Source organism: Rhizobium grahamii, from assembly GCF_009498215.1.
GTDB lineage: Bacteria > Pseudomonadota > Alphaproteobacteria > Rhizobiales > Rhizobiaceae > Rhizobium > Rhizobium grahamii_A.
In genome coordinates this window covers 2,114,374-2,127,269 of sequence record NZ_CP043498.1, presented here as the reverse complement: position 1 = coordinate 2,127,269, position 12,896 = coordinate 2,114,374, and the positions used below count along the sequence as shown (strand labels likewise).

Here is a 12,896-nt window from a genome sequence, read left to right as displayed (position 1 = left end):
TCAGGCGGCCGTCGCTTCGTTGCGGATGCGGGCCTTGATGTTGTCCACCATGTTTTCACGGATGATGGTTTCGCCGTGCGCTGTCCGCATATGCTCGACAACCCGGCGAACGACTTCCGCATCGTCGCTTGCGCGGGTATGCCAATCGCACCCCGGTACAAGCGTTCCACATTCGAAAAGTCTCATTCCGTCCTCCTGTCTTGGGTCTACCCGATGTCACGCGGGTGACGGTCCAGGTCAATGCTCGAAGGGGCAAGAAGGTTCCGGCCGGTTGCTGCGCCGGCCGGCAACTGGATGCTATTCGGGCATAGCCCAGGCGCGGTAGCATTCCGTGTTCACCTGATTGTCCTGGCCCTTGGCCAGATTGGACAGTTCTTCAGGGGAACGGCCGCTGGCGAGTTGTAGTTTCACTTGCTCGACATAGCAGGAAAGGGGCAGGTCGGACCCGCTTTTCGCTCGCATCTGTTCCGCAATTCTTTGCAGGAACTCAGGTGCGTCGATAATGCGCGGTGTCTGCTGAATCCCCGCCGCCGACGGTGATCCACTTTGTATCGTCATGACAATCCTCCTCCGATTGTTACGCACGAACGTTTGCTAGGTTACTACTCAACCCTCCGAATTGAAAGCATTCCGAGCACCTCGATCACACTTTCCCCGATTACGGCCAGCGCACCATAGGGGGCAGTGATGAAAGAATGGACTCGACATTTCCTCCCGTCTTCAGGCCGAAGATCGTTCCACGATCATAGAGGAGATTGAACTCCACATAGCGTCCTCGGCGAATCAATTGTTCTTCACGATCCTGTTCTGTCCACTGTTTATTGAAGTTGGCGCGAACAATCCGTGGATAAACCATGGAAAACGCGCGGCCGACGTCGCGCGTGAAGGCGAAATCGGCGTCCCAGCCACCGATCTCCTCGCCGGAATGCAGCCAGTCGTAAAAGATCCCACCGATGCCGCGATGCTCGTTCCGATGCTTCAGAAAGAAGTAGTCGTCGCACCACTGCTTGTATGCCGCGTAGTCGGCGACAGCGGAGTGGCTGCGACAGGCAATTTCCATCGCCTTGTGGAAGAGGCGGCTGTCCTCGTCTTCCTGGTCGCGCCGCCGATCGAGCACGGGGGTCAGGTCCGCTCCGCCGCCGAACCAGCGGCTGGATGTGACGACCATGCGGGTGTTCATGTGAACGGCAGGAACGTTCGGATTGACGGGATGGGCGATTAGCGAAATCCCCGATGCCCAGAAGCGTGGATCTTCCTTGGCGCCCGGCATTTGCGCGCGCAGATCCGGTGCGAATTCGCCGTAGACGGTGGAGGTATGGACGCCCACCTTCTCGAAAACGCGGCCGTGCATCATCGACATCCGCCCGCCGCCACCGGCGCCGTTCTCTCGCTCCCAGTCCTTAGCCACGAAGCGGCCAGGATCGCGATCGGAAAGCGGACCTGTCAGCTCGTCCTCGAGCGTTTCGAAGGAGGCGCAGATCGCATCGCGGAGCCCTTCGAACCATGTCCGGGCGGCCGTCTTCTTTTCCTCGATGTCCTCAGGCAAGCCGATCGGCAGGTCTGGTCGTTCCATAATCGTCGTCTCCGGTGAGCCTGCATCCTCGATACGACTCGTCGTCTGTCACTGTTGCTTCCTGATAGCAGTTGCATTCCGCGCTCGCCAGCAGCGGGAACCACGCCGTGAGGCCGGCTCAGATTCGACTCGCAAAAAGCGTTTTTCAATACTACCTTTTCTCTCAGAGGTAGACTTATGACGAAAATCCCTGGACCGCCGTCCTTCGACGGGTTGAAGCGACGGATTGCTACCCACCGGGCGGAAGGTACTCCCGCCCGGACGAATCAACGTTTCGTGCGGCAGACATATTGCCTCAATTTGCTTGAGGCGCGGGCCAAGGCGCGTGAGTGGTTCGACGAGTATCCCAAGGCGGCATATTGGACCGAAGTAGAAAGCTGGCGGCAGCTTGATGGCGACCGCATCGAGTTCACCATGCGGCGCCTTCCTTCAGCCGATTGAGGGTTCTCTTTACTCGGCGGGATTGCGCAGGCGGCTTTCGATCAGAAGGCCGCTTTCGTCGAGGATTGGATGCGCGACGGAAACGATGTGGGCGTTGATGCGCTTCAGGTCGCGCAGCATGTCCAGATGCAGTGAACTTGTCTGCAGGCTGTCGGCGCGGCCATCCCTCAGTCGTTCCAGATGGCGCTCCGAGGACCTCTTTTCCATGTGTCTCACCTCCACCTTCACCTCCATCAATTGCTTGGCGAGGTTGAAGTCGCGCGTGACGAAGATTGTCTGGGCAATGCGCAGGTTGTCGATTGTCAGGTGGAACAGCTTTGTCAGTTCGGCGTAGCCGTCGTCGGAGAACTTGAGGCCGAGGGAGACTTTCTTGGTGATCTGCGGCAGCAGTCCCTTCTCGATGATGTCGCCGATATGCTCTAGGTTGATAGCGTAGTCGATGATGACGATGGAGCGGCGACCGTCCTCCTCGCTGAGGCCGGCGCGGCCGAGTTTCGACAGGTAGATCTTGACCTCCTGCTGAAGCTTGTCGACCCGCCGTTCCAACGACGGAATTTCGCCTAGCTTTTTCAGATCGTTTCGTTCGAAGGAGGCAGATGTCCGCAACAGCATGCGCTCGATCAGGTCGCCGACGCCGAGCACTTCCCGCGTCGCGCTGGCGAGTGCCACGACAGGCGTCGCCAGTTCGTGCTCGTCGAGGTATCGCGGCGCGTCGTCGGGTTGCGCATCGTCAGAAACGAGCTTCTGCATCAGTTTGGACAGCAACGGCGCGAACGGCCAGGCGAGGGCGGCCAGAAGGACGTTGAAGCACAAATGGATGTCCACCGGCAGCTTGGCGGGCGCCAGCGACAACATTTCCAATGCTTCGGCAGCGTAGCCGGCAATCGGAAGCATCAGAAGGCAGCCGATCGCGCGAACGATGAGGTTGCCGATTGTGACCCGTCTTGATGCCGCGGAGCCGGTAAGAGAGGCGATGACCGGTGGAATGGCGCCGCCGAGGTTCGCGCCGAGCACAAGCACGACGATCAGCCCGGCGGACAGGATCCCGGTCGAAGCCAGTGACAGGATAAGGACAACAGCGGCGAGGCTGGAAGAGGAGATGAAAGCGATACCTGCCGAAAAGGCCAATGCAACCGGCCAGGCATTGTCGAGCAGGCCGATGAAGGCTGCCAGGGCAGGTGACTGGCGCATCGGTTCTGTGGCGCTGCTGAGCAGATGTAGGGAAAGAAGCATGAGGCCAATGCCGATCAGCGCCGTGCCTGCGCCCTGCCGGGAGGACGAGCCGCTTCTGTAGAGAACGATGCCGGCAAGGATGACGAGCGGCGACAGCCATTCAATGCCGGTTGCCACGATCCACGCCGTCACCGCCGTGCCGACATTGGCGCCGAGCAGCACGATCTGCGCCATGCGCGGCCTGACCAGCTCGCGCTCGACGAAGGACGAGACCATCAGGGCCGTGGCGGTCGAGCTCTGCAGGGCGATTGTGGCAAGGAAGCCTGACAGGAAGGAGCGCGCGCCGCTGCGCGTGCCAGATGCAAGGCCTGTCCTCAGCTTGGCGCCGAACGCGCGCGACACGCCATCCTTCACCTGCGCCAGGCCGAACAGCAGCAAGGCCACGGCGCCGAACAGGTTGATCATGACGATAGTGGATTCCATGCCGACGCGTCTTTTTCTTTCCTTCGGCATGATGAAGGCGGCTCACGGCGTCGAGCGCGGATGCGCTCAAAGCACTGAAATCACAGCGATTCACATGCATCTTTTGTTGTCCGGCTAACAACTATACGCGCCTTTGACGGATTCACAATGCCGTCTGCGACATATTCTGGGACAGTACCGGCGCTGGCCTGCCGCAGCTTCTCAGGACCAGGCTGTCTGTCGCATTGCCTCGCCGACAATCATTGCTGCCGACACGGCGACGTTGATCGATCTCTGTCCTTCCACCATTGGAATAAGGATCCGCGCGTCCGACCGATCATGCACATTGTCAGGAACGCCAGCGCTTTCGCGGCCGAAAAGCAGGATATCATCTGGGCGAAAGGCGAAGTCGGTATAGCGGCCGGATGCCTTGGTCGAGGCAAGAACCAGACGGCGGTTCGTGGTCTGCCGCCACGTGTCGAAATGGCCCCAGGTTATGTGACGGGTCAACGCCGCGCTGGCAATATAGTCCATGCCCGCGCGCTTCAGGTTCCGGTCTGAAATGTCGAAGCCCGCAGGCTCGATGATATCGACCGCAAAACCGAGGCATGCGGCAAGCCGGAGGATCGTCCCCGTATTGCCGGCGATATCAGGTTGGTAGAGTGCTATCCGGAGATCTGTCATGTCGCTGCTGCCATGTTGTCTTGCGAAAATCTACCTATTGCAGCAGTGCTGCAGGCGCAACAGCCCCCGTATTGGTGGCTATTTGCCCGTTTTTCGGCAAATAGGGGCTGGAATTTTGGGCGAATTCGCGTTATCGGTGCACATCTTTTAATCGCCAGAAGGGAGCGCCAAGATGGAAGTATTGCCGCGTATGCGCTCTCGATGCGTGAATCCACGACTGGCGACCTGGCACGCCTAGTGCCATTTCCTTCCTGAATCCCCATTTTTGATCCATTGCGCGGCCGGGACGGCCTCGCCCTTTGAACGTCCGGTTCCCGATTTGTGCCTTCGCGCGGCGTTTTGCGCGGGCAGGGCGGCCGGAACGCTGAAGTTTCGGAGCATTTTCAATGTTTGGCTGGTTTGAACAGCGCCTTAATCCCTTCCCCGTAGAGGAACCCAGCGTTCCGCCGAGGGGACTCTTTGCCTTCTGCTGGCATTACACCAAGCCGGCGGCGCCGTGGCTCGGCATGATGGCCGTGCTGACGGCATTCATCGCCATCGGTGAAGTGGCTCTCTTCCAGTTCCTCGGCGATGTCGTCGACTGGCTGACCAAGGCCGACAAGGCAACGTTCCTGCAGAATGAATGGCCGCGCCTTGCGTGGATGGGTGGCTTGATCCTCATCGGCCTGCCGCTTGCGGCGGGGCTGGACTCGCTCATCATGCACCAGGTGCTTCTCGGCAACTATCCGATGATCGCACGCTGGCAGATGCACCGCTTCCTGCTGCGCCACAGCATGACCTTTTTCGCCAACGAGTTCGCCGGACGCGTCGCGACGAAGGTGATGCAGACGTCGCTCGCCGTGCGCGAGACCGTGATGAAGATCCTCGATGTCTTCGTCTATGTGGTCACGTACTTCCTGACGATGATCATCGTCATTGCTGCCGCGGACTGGCGGCTGATGATCCCGATCCTCGTCTGGCTCGCCGTCTACGTCGGCATCGTTTCCTATTTCGTGCCGCTCCTTCGCAAGATCGCGGCACAGCAGGCCGATGCGCGCTCGATGATGACCGGACGCGTGGTCGACAGCTACACGAACATCGCCACGGTGAAGCTGTTTTCGCATGCAGGCCGGGAAGAGTCCTATGCTCGCAGCGGCATGGAAGAGTTCCTCGGAACGGTCCATGCACAGATGCGCCGCGTGACGCTCTTCCACATCTCCGTCTACATGAACAACTGCGTTGCGCTGTTCGTGATCTCGGGTCTGTCCATCTGGTTCTGGCTGAATGGCCAGATCTCCGTTGGCGCCATCGCGATTGCCATTGGTCTTGCGATGCGCGTCAACGGCATGTCGCAGTGGATCATGTGGGAGGTCTCGGCGCTGTTCGAGAACATCGGCACGGTCTATGACGGCATGGAGATGATGACGAAGCAGCACGACATCATCGACAAGCCCGGTGCGCCACAGCTTGCCGCGAAGAAGGGAGCGATCCACTACGATCACATCCGCTTCCACTACGGCAAGGGCAAGGGCGTCATCGACAACCTCTCGCTGGATATCAAGCCCGGCGAGAAGGTGGGTCTGGTCGGCCGTTCGGGCGCGGGCAAGACGACGCTGATGAACCTGCTTCTCCGCTTCTACGATCTGGAGGCAGGCCGCATCACGATCGACGGGCAGGACATTGCCGGCGTTTCGCAGGAGAGCCTGCGCGAGTTGATCGGTGTCGTCACGCAGGATACCTCCCTGCTGCATCGCTCGATCCGCGACAACATCGCCTACGGTCGCCCCGACGCCTCGGACGCCGACGTGATACAGGCGGCAAAACGCGCCAATGCCTGGGACTTCATCGAGGGCTTGGTCGACATGCAGGGGCGCACGGGGCTCGATGCGCAGGTCGGCGAGCGTGGTGTGAAACTGTCAGGTGGTCAGCGCCAGCGGATCGCGATCGCCCGTGTGTTCCTGAAGGATGCTCCGATCCTCGTCCTCGACGAAGCCACGTCGGCACTCGACTCGGAGGTCGAAGCAGCGATCCAGGAGAACCTGTTCGCGTTGATGGAAGGCAAGACGGTTATCGCCATTGCTCACCGGCTCTCGACGCTGACGGAAATGGATCGCCTGATCGTGCTCGACAACGGCAGGATCATCGAGGCGGGAACGCATCTGGGTCTGGTTCAGCAGGGTGGGGTCTATGCCGATCTGTGGAACCGGCAATCGGGCGGCTTCATAGCCGATTCCGAAGACGCCGAAGCGGCGGCCGAATAAGAAAAGCCCTCCCTGATCCGTTCAGGGAGGGCTTTTTCAATTCATGGATATCAGTGGCTGTCGCCTGACAGGCTGTCGGCCCAGTCGATGATCCGATGCCCTTCCACTGCTATGCTATTGGCGGAGGCAAGGGCGCGCAAGGCGGCAAGGCGCCGCTCCTGCTCGTTATCTATCCAGGCGGTGATCGCCTCCGTCACAATCTGATCGTAGGGTATCTCGAACTGTTCGATAATCGCATCGAGCCTCTCCGCCAGCGGCAGGGGAATACTCGACGTAAACGTCTTCGTCTGCATTGCGGCCGTCTCCCGTGAAATGCTACCCTACGCCGAGATTGTGGCGAGTTATGCTTCATGCAACGGCGATGCCGTTGATGTTACCGAAAATTACAAAAATATAAGGTTTGTCCGGCGGGCGTTTTTCTTCCCCGGGCCGACTTATAAGCCTATACCGCAAATATGATCCTGAATCGACTCTTTAGTATCTTCGAAAATTGGATTGAGCCCTTTGCTCCGCGCGACAATATTCAGCCGCCGCGATCAACCCTGGGGTTCATTTCGTTCTACATCGGCCAGGCGAAAACACCGTTCATCGCCATGCTCGTGCTCGGGGACTATCGGCCGCGATCGAGGCGGCGCTGTTCTGGTTCGTCGGTCGTGTCGTCGATATTCTGGCGACCATTACTCCTTCTGCAGGGTGGAGCGGACTTCTGGCCGCACATGGTGCCGAACTGTTCGGCATGCTCATCCTGATCGGCATCGTCCGTTTCGTCGTGGCTCTCCTGATCGCGCTCGTCGATCAGCAGGTGATCACGCCGGGCTTCTACAATCTCGCCCGCTGGCAGTCCTACCTGCACGTTTCCCGCCAGTCGCTGTCGTTCTTCCAGAGCGACTTTTCCGGCCGCGTCGTCAACAAGGTCTGGTCGGCGGGGCAGGCTGTCGGCGACCTCGTCACGTCGCTGATGGAGAGCGTCTGGTTCGTCGGAATCTATGCGGTCACGACGCTGGTTCTGGTCGCGCGCCTGGATTTTACGCTAGCCGCCGTGGTGCTGGCCTGGCTTTGCGCCTTCGGCCTGCTGGCGCGATACTTCGTGCCGCGTATCCGCTTTCATTCGCGCGAGACCGCCGAGGCTGCCTCGATGCTCAACGGCCGCATGGTGGACGCCTACAGCAATATCCAGACGCTGAAACTCTTCGCCCGTGACGAGGAGAGCGACCGCTATATGCGGCAGGGTTTCGATTTTTACCAGGAAACCGTTCTGCGCTTTACCCGCTTCATCACCGGTGTTCGTGCGTCGATGGCGCTGGTCTCCGGCATCATGATCGTCAGCATGTCGGCGCTCAGCGTTCATCTGTGGCTTCAGGGGCTGATCAGCGCCGGCGCCGTGGCGTTTTCGCTGGCGCTGGTGCTGCGCCTCAACTTTCTGCTCGGGCGCCTGATGACCCAGTTCAACGGTATCATGCGCAATCTCGGGACGATCCAGAACTCCGCTGAGCTGATCTCCCAGCCGCTGGGGCTGGTGGACCGGCCGAATGCGCCCGACCTTGTTATCAAGGAGCCCGGCATCCGCTTCGAGCATGTCTCGTTTCACTATGGCAGAGGCAAAGGCGTCATCGACGATTTTTCGCTGACGGTTCGTCCCGGTGAGAAGGTCGGCATCGTGGGGCGGTCGGGGCCGGAAAGTCGACTCTCGTGAACCTTCTGCTCAGGCTCTATGACCTCGAAGGCGGGCGGATCCTGGTCGATGGCCAGGACATCGCCGCAGTCCGGCAGGAGTCGCTTCGGATGCAGATCGGTGTCGTCAGCCAGGATACGTCGTTGCTGCATCGTTCCGTGCGAGACAACATCCTCTTCGGACGACCTGACGCGGGCGAGGGGCGGTTGATCGAGGCCGCCCGGCGGGCCGAGGCGCTCGGCTTCATCGAGCGCCTGCAGGATCAGCAGGGTCGCAAGGGTTTCGATGCGCATGTGGGAGAGCGCGGCGTCAAACTATCAGGTGGTCAGCGGCAGCGCATCGCGATCGCCCGCGTGATGCTGAAGGATGCGCCGATCCTCGTGCTCGACGAGGCAACGTCGGCCCTTGATTCCGAGGTCGAGGAGGCGATCCAGTCGAACCTCAACCGGATCATGGACGGAAAGACGGTAATCGCCATCGCGCACCGGCTGTCGACCATCGCGGCGCTTGATCGTCTCATCGTCATCGATGGCGGAAAGATCATCGAGGAGGGGACGCACGAAACACTTCTGCAGAAGCGCGGGCTCTACGCCGAATTGTGGGCGCGACAGTCCGGCGGGTTTCTCGCGGCCGACCTGCCGGAGGATGCGGTTCGCAGCTCCGGTGAGGAGATCAAGGTCCTCTGAGCGAGCCTCGCCGCTAATTCTGGCGTCCTCGCGCGTTGCTGCGTTCGCGAGCAGAAATGTCGCGGACACCACGCCCGGGCAAGCAAACCTTGCTGTTCGCGCAGCAGCGGAGCGACATTCGGCATTATAGACTTGCAAGCAATGCCAGCCCGGAAGCTATAGGCGAAGCCGGACGGCCAGTATTGTATTTCGCTCTGGAAGGATATTGCTGACTGCAGCCAAGAGACACGCACAGAATAAAGTCTCTTTCGTGGAGCTGCGCCGATAGTCTAGCGGCAGTATTTCCGCGCGCCGCCGCGCCGTAGTGTTTTGTGCGTCGCAGCAATGTTGCAAGCATGTGATTGTCTTTAAAAATCGACCTGAAATTACCGCGACATTGTGGCCGGATGGCCTTGCCAAGGCTGGACATAATTTGCGATCAAGCATAGAACGCGCCGGATTGGTGGGGAATCTATGGTCGAATTGTGTCATGACAGATTCGCCGCTGTGAGGGGCAAGGCGGAGTTCCGCAAAACTTTGCGTAGAGGATGGTTTAAGCCGTGAGCGAACACGAAACGACAAGCGAGGTCACGGGCGAGCCCACTCGCCGTGATTTCCTTTATCTCACCACTGGCATGGCGGGCGCCGTTGGCGCCGTTTCGGTCGCATGGCCGTTTATCGATCAGATGCGTCCGGATGCCTCGACATTGGCTCTGGCATCCATCGAAGTCGATGTTTCCAGCCTTGAGCCCGGTATGTCGCTGACCGCCAAGTGGCGCGGCAAGCCGATTTTCATCCGCAACCGTACACCTGAGGAAGTGAAGGCTGCGGACGAGGTTCCCTTGGCGGAGCTCAAGGATCCGATCGCGCGCAACGCCAATCTCGCGGCTGACGCGCAGGCAACGGGTATCGACCGTTCTGCCGGCAAGGACAAGGAAAACTGGATCGTCATGATCGGTTCCTGCACCCATCTCGGCTGTGTGCCGCTCGGCCAGGCCGGCGAATACAACGGATGGTTCTGTCCCTGCCATGGCTCGGTCTATGATACGGCCGGCCGCATCCGAAAAGGCCCGGCGCCGCAGAACCTGGCGATTCCGACCTATTCGTTCGTTTCCGATAAAGTAATCAAGATCGGTTGAGGGGGACTGATTTATGAGTGGCCATTCCAGCTACGAGCCATCAACCGGCCTCGAGAAGTGGATCGATGCGCGCCTTCCGCTGCCGCGTCTCGTCTACGACAGCTTCGTTGCATATCCGGTTCCGCGTAACCTGAACTATGCCTACACCTTCGGCGCCATGCTGTCGGTCATGCTGATCGTTCAGATCCTGACCGGTGTCGTGCTCGCGATGCACTACGCCGCCGAAGCGACGGTTGCGTTCAACTCGGTCGAAAAGATCATGCGCGACGTCAACCACGGTTGGCTGCTGCGTTACATGCATGCCAACGGCGCGTCATTCTTCTTCGTCGCCGTCTACCTGCACATCGCCCGTGGCCTTTACTACGGTTCCTACAAGGCGCCGCGCGAAATTCTCTGGATCCTCGGCGTTCTCATCTATCTCCTGATGATGGCGACCGGCTTCATGGGCTACGTTCTTCCCTGGGGTCAGATGTCCTTCTGGGGTGCGACTGTCATCACCGGCTTCTTCTCGGCATTCCCGCTGGTCGGCGAATGGGTGCAGCAGTTCCTGCTCGGTGGCTTCGCGGTTGAAAACCCGACGCTGAACCGCTTCTTCTCGCTGCATTACCTGCTGCCGTTCGTTATCGCCGGCGTCGTCGTCCTGCACATCTGGGCGCTGCATGTCACCGGCCAGACGAACCCGACGGGCGTCGAAGTCAAGACGAAGACGGACACGGTTCGTTTCACGCCTTACGCAACGCTCAAGGATGCGCTCGGCGTTTCGATCTTCCTGCTCGTGTACGCCTACTTCGTCTTCTACCTGCCGAACTTCCTCGGTCACGCCGACAACTACATTCCGGCAGACCCGTTGAAGACGCCGGCTCACATCGTTCCGGAATGGTACTTCCTGCCGTTCTACGCGATGCTGCGTTCGATCACCTTCAACGTCGGCCCGATCGACTCGAAGCTCGCAGGCGTTCTCGTCATGTTCGGCGCGATCATCGTGCTGTTCTTCCTGCCGTGGCTCGACACCTCGAAGGTTCGTTCGGCGGTCTATCGTCCGTGGTACAAAATGGCTTACTGGCTGTTCGTGATCAACGCGATCATCCTCGGCTGGCTCGGTTCGCAGCCGGCGGAAGGCCTCTACACCACGATCTCGCAGATCTGCACGCTGCTTTACTTCGCCTTCTTCCTGGTCGTCATGCCGGTGCTTGGTCTCGTCGAGACGCCGCGCCGTGTCCCGAACTCGATCACGGAAGCCGTGCTTGAAAAGCGCAACAAGACTGCCTCGGCTGCAACGGCCAAGGCATAAGCGGGCGACGAGAGGGAATAAAAACATGAAAAAGCTTGTTGCAAGCATTCTGTCGCTCGCAGTCGTCGCCGGTCTCGGAACCGCAGCTCTCGCTGAGGAGGCTGCAAAGCCTGCTGAGCACCACGAGGCCGCGACCCCGCACTATCCGTTGAAGGAGCCGAAAGAAGTCGACTGGTCCTTCGCCGGCCCGTTCGGCACCTACGACAAGGCTCAGCTTCAGCGCGGCCTGAAGGTCTACACGGAAGTCTGTGCCGCCTGTCACTCGATGAAGCTGGTGCCGTTCCGCATGCTGGGCGACCTCGGCTACTCGGACGCGCAGGTCAAGGCTTTCGCGGCGAACTACGAAGTGCAGGACGGTCCGAATGCCAGCGGTGACATGTACACCCGCAAGGCCGTGCCTTCCGACTACTTCCCGTCGCCGTTCGCGAATGCCGAGGCAGCCGCAGCGTCGAACAACGGTGCTGCGCCGCCGGACTTCTCGCTGATCGCGAAGGCACGCGAAGTCGAGCGCGGCTTCCCGCGTTTCGTCTTCGATATCTTCACACAGTACCAGGAAGGCGGCCCGGATTACATCTACTCGCTGCTGACCGGCTACGAAGAGCCGCCTGCCGGGTTCCAGGTGCCGCAGGGCGCCCACTACAATCCGTACTTCCATGCCGCCGCGGTTTTCGCGATGCCGAAGCCGCTGTCGGATGGACAGGTGACCTACGACGATGGGTCGCCGGCGACGGTCGACCAGTATGCCAAGGACGTCTCGTCCTTCCTGATGTGGGCTGCAGAGCCGCATCTGGTTGAGCGCAAGCACACCGGCTTCATGGTCATGGTGTTCCTGCTGATCTTCTCGGTGCTGATCTATCTGACGAAGCGCTCGGTTTACGCGAACAAGGAACACTGAGAGTTTCGCTCTCACATTCCTGAAAGGCGACCTTCGGGTCGCCTTTTTTGTTGGTTCCGTCTGTCGCAATTGATAGGGTGCGCCAACTTTCGACCCTGCAGATATGGATCTTCCATGAACGACAAGACCTCGGAGCTTGCAGCCAGCATTCGCTCCATTCCGGACTATCCCAAGCCCGGCATCATCTTTCGCGACATCACGACGCTTCTCGGCAATGCGCGCGCATTTCGTCGCGCCATCGATGAGCTCGTCCAGCCGTATGCCGGCATGAAAATCGACAAGATTGCCGGAATGGAAGCCCGTGGCTTCATTCTTGGCGGTGCCGTGGCGCACCAGCTTTCGGCAGGTTTCGTGCCGATCCGCAAGAAGGGCAAGCTCCCACACGACACAGTGCGGATTGCCTACAGCCTGGAATACGGTGTCGACGAGATGGAAATGCACCGCGATGCGGTGCAGCCGGGCGAGAAAGTCATCCTCGTCGACGACCTGATTGCCACCGGCGGGACGGCGGTCGGCGCGACGCAGCTTCTCCGTCAGATCGGCGCCGAGGTCGTGTCTGCTTGCTTTGTTATCGATCTGCCGGATCTCGGCGGCCGCAAGAAGCTCGAGGAACTTGGCGTCGACGTGCGCACACTGGTCGAGTTTTCCGGCCACTAAAGGC

The 12,896-nt window shown here is 60.0% G+C and carries 12 protein-coding genes and 1 pseudogene; 7 read left to right on the top strand and 6 right to left on the bottom strand.

Annotated elements, in window-relative coordinates; genetic code table 11:
• From FZ934_RS10360 to hemF, 3 genes are all read right to left on the bottom strand, one after another.
• Nucleotides 1–186 carry a DUF1059 domain-containing protein gene (locus tag FZ934_RS10360; protein ID WP_153271001.1) on the bottom strand — a complete coding sequence of 62 codons (186 nt, stop codon included), beginning with the start codon at nt 184–186 and terminating at the stop codon, nt 1–3.
• A 111-nt stretch (nt 187–297) separates the two neighbouring features.
• Nucleotides 298–558: a hypothetical protein gene (locus tag FZ934_RS10355; RefSeq protein WP_153271000.1), complete on the bottom strand. Its 261-nt coding sequence runs from the start codon at nt 556–558 to the stop codon at nt 298–300.
• A gap of 100 nt (nt 559–658) precedes the next feature.
• Nucleotides 659–1,573 carry an oxygen-dependent coproporphyrinogen oxidase gene (gene hemF, locus FZ934_RS10350; protein WP_153270999.1) on the bottom strand — a complete coding sequence of 305 codons (915 nt, stop codon included), beginning with the start codon at nt 1,571–1,573 and terminating at the stop codon, nt 659–661.
• Between the two features lie 177 nt (nt 1,574–1,750).
• On the opposite strand from hemF, the gene FZ934_RS10345 reads away from it, so the two are divergent.
• Nucleotides 1,751–2,014: a hypothetical protein gene (locus tag FZ934_RS10345; protein ID WP_153270998.1), complete on the top strand. Its 264-nt coding sequence runs from the start codon at nt 1,751–1,753 to the stop codon at nt 2,012–2,014.
• 9 nt (nt 2,015–2,023) lie between these two features.
• Here FZ934_RS10345 and FZ934_RS10340 read toward each other — a convergent pair whose 3' ends face one another.
• Nucleotides 2,024–3,670, bottom strand: coding sequence for a Na/Pi cotransporter family protein (locus FZ934_RS10340; RefSeq protein ID WP_153270997.1), 1,647 nt, complete (start codon nt 3,668–3,670; stop codon nt 2,024–2,026).
• Nucleotides 3,671–3,871: 201 nt separating this feature from the next.
• Nucleotides 3,872–4,333 (bottom strand): tRNA (cytidine(34)-2'-O)-methyltransferase, encoded by a 462-nt coding sequence (locus tag FZ934_RS10335; RefSeq protein WP_153270996.1) that lies wholly within the window; start codon nt 4,331–4,333, stop codon nt 3,872–3,874.
• Nucleotides 4,334–4,719: 386 nt separating this feature from the next.
• On the opposite strand from FZ934_RS10335, the gene FZ934_RS10330 reads away from it, so the two are divergent.
• Complete coding sequence (locus tag FZ934_RS10330; protein ID WP_153270995.1) at nt 4,720–6,573, top strand: ABC transporter ATP-binding protein; 1,854 nt, start codon at nt 4,720–4,722, stop codon at nt 6,571–6,573.
• A 50-nt stretch (nt 6,574–6,623) separates the two neighbouring features.
• On the opposite strand, the gene FZ934_RS10325 is transcribed toward FZ934_RS10330, so the two are convergent.
• Nucleotides 6,624–6,866, bottom strand: coding sequence for a hypothetical protein (locus tag FZ934_RS10325; RefSeq protein ID WP_153270994.1), 243 nt, complete (start codon nt 6,864–6,866; stop codon nt 6,624–6,626).
• Nucleotides 6,867–7,028: 162 nt separating this feature from the next.
• On the opposite strand from FZ934_RS10325, the pseudogene FZ934_RS10320 reads away from it, so the two are divergent.
• From FZ934_RS10320 to FZ934_RS10300, 5 genes and pseudogenes are all read left to right on the top strand, one after another.
• A pseudogene (locus tag FZ934_RS10320) lies at nt 7,029–8,931 on the top strand (ABC transporter ATP-binding protein).
• 539 nt (nt 8,932–9,470) lie between these two features.
• Complete coding sequence (gene petA / locus FZ934_RS10315) at nt 9,471–10,049, top strand: ubiquinol-cytochrome c reductase iron-sulfur subunit (protein WP_113363092.1); 579 nt, start codon at nt 9,471–9,473, stop codon at nt 10,047–10,049.
• A gap of 13 nt (nt 10,050–10,062) precedes the next feature.
• Nucleotides 10,063–11,340 (top strand): cytochrome b, encoded by a 1,278-nt coding sequence (locus FZ934_RS10310; RefSeq protein WP_153270993.1) that lies wholly within the window; start codon nt 10,063–10,065, stop codon nt 11,338–11,340.
• Between the two features lie 25 nt (nt 11,341–11,365).
• Complete coding sequence (locus FZ934_RS10305) at nt 11,366–12,235, top strand: cytochrome c1 (RefSeq protein ID WP_153270992.1); 870 nt, start codon at nt 11,366–11,368, stop codon at nt 12,233–12,235.
• A gap of 114 nt (nt 12,236–12,349) precedes the next feature.
• Nucleotides 12,350–12,892, top strand: a complete 543-nt coding sequence (locus tag FZ934_RS10300; protein WP_113361809.1) for an adenine phosphoribosyltransferase — start codon at nt 12,350–12,352, stop codon at nt 12,890–12,892.
• Nucleotides 12,893–12,896: the final 4 nt, after the last annotated feature.

Excerpts from the sequence above, each read along its gene's own strand:
- FZ934_RS10360 (WP_153271001.1), bottom strand. The coding sequence starts at position 186 with ATGAGACTTTTCGAATGTGGAACGCTTGTACCGGGGTGCGATTGGCAT.
- FZ934_RS10355 (WP_153271000.1), bottom strand. The coding sequence starts at position 558 with ATGACGATACAAAGTGGATCACCGTCGGCGGCGGGGATTCAGCAGACA.
- hemF (WP_153270999.1), bottom strand. The coding sequence starts at position 1,573 with ATGGAACGACCAGACCTGCCGATCGGCTTGCCTGAGGACATCGAGGAA.
- FZ934_RS10345 (WP_153270998.1), top strand. The coding sequence starts at position 1,751 with ATGACGAAAATCCCTGGACCGCCGTCCTTCGACGGGTTGAAGCGACGG.
- FZ934_RS10340 (WP_153270997.1), bottom strand. The coding sequence starts at position 3,670 with ATGGAATCCACTATCGTCATGATCAACCTGTTCGGCGCCGTGGCCTTG.
- FZ934_RS10335 (WP_153270996.1), bottom strand. The coding sequence starts at position 4,333 with ATGACAGATCTCCGGATAGCACTCTACCAACCTGATATCGCCGGCAAT.
- FZ934_RS10330 (WP_153270995.1), top strand. The coding sequence starts at position 4,720 with ATGTTTGGCTGGTTTGAACAGCGCCTTAATCCCTTCCCCGTAGAGGAA.
- FZ934_RS10325 (WP_153270994.1), bottom strand. The coding sequence starts at position 6,866 with ATGCAGACGAAGACGTTTACGTCGAGTATTCCCCTGCCGCTGGCGGAG.
- FZ934_RS10310 (WP_153270993.1), top strand. The coding sequence starts at position 10,063 with ATGAGTGGCCATTCCAGCTACGAGCCATCAACCGGCCTCGAGAAGTGG.
- FZ934_RS10305 (WP_153270992.1), top strand. The coding sequence starts at position 11,366 with ATGAAAAAGCTTGTTGCAAGCATTCTGTCGCTCGCAGTCGTCGCCGGT.
- FZ934_RS10300 (WP_113361809.1), top strand. The coding sequence starts at position 12,350 with ATGAACGACAAGACCTCGGAGCTTGCAGCCAGCATTCGCTCCATTCCG.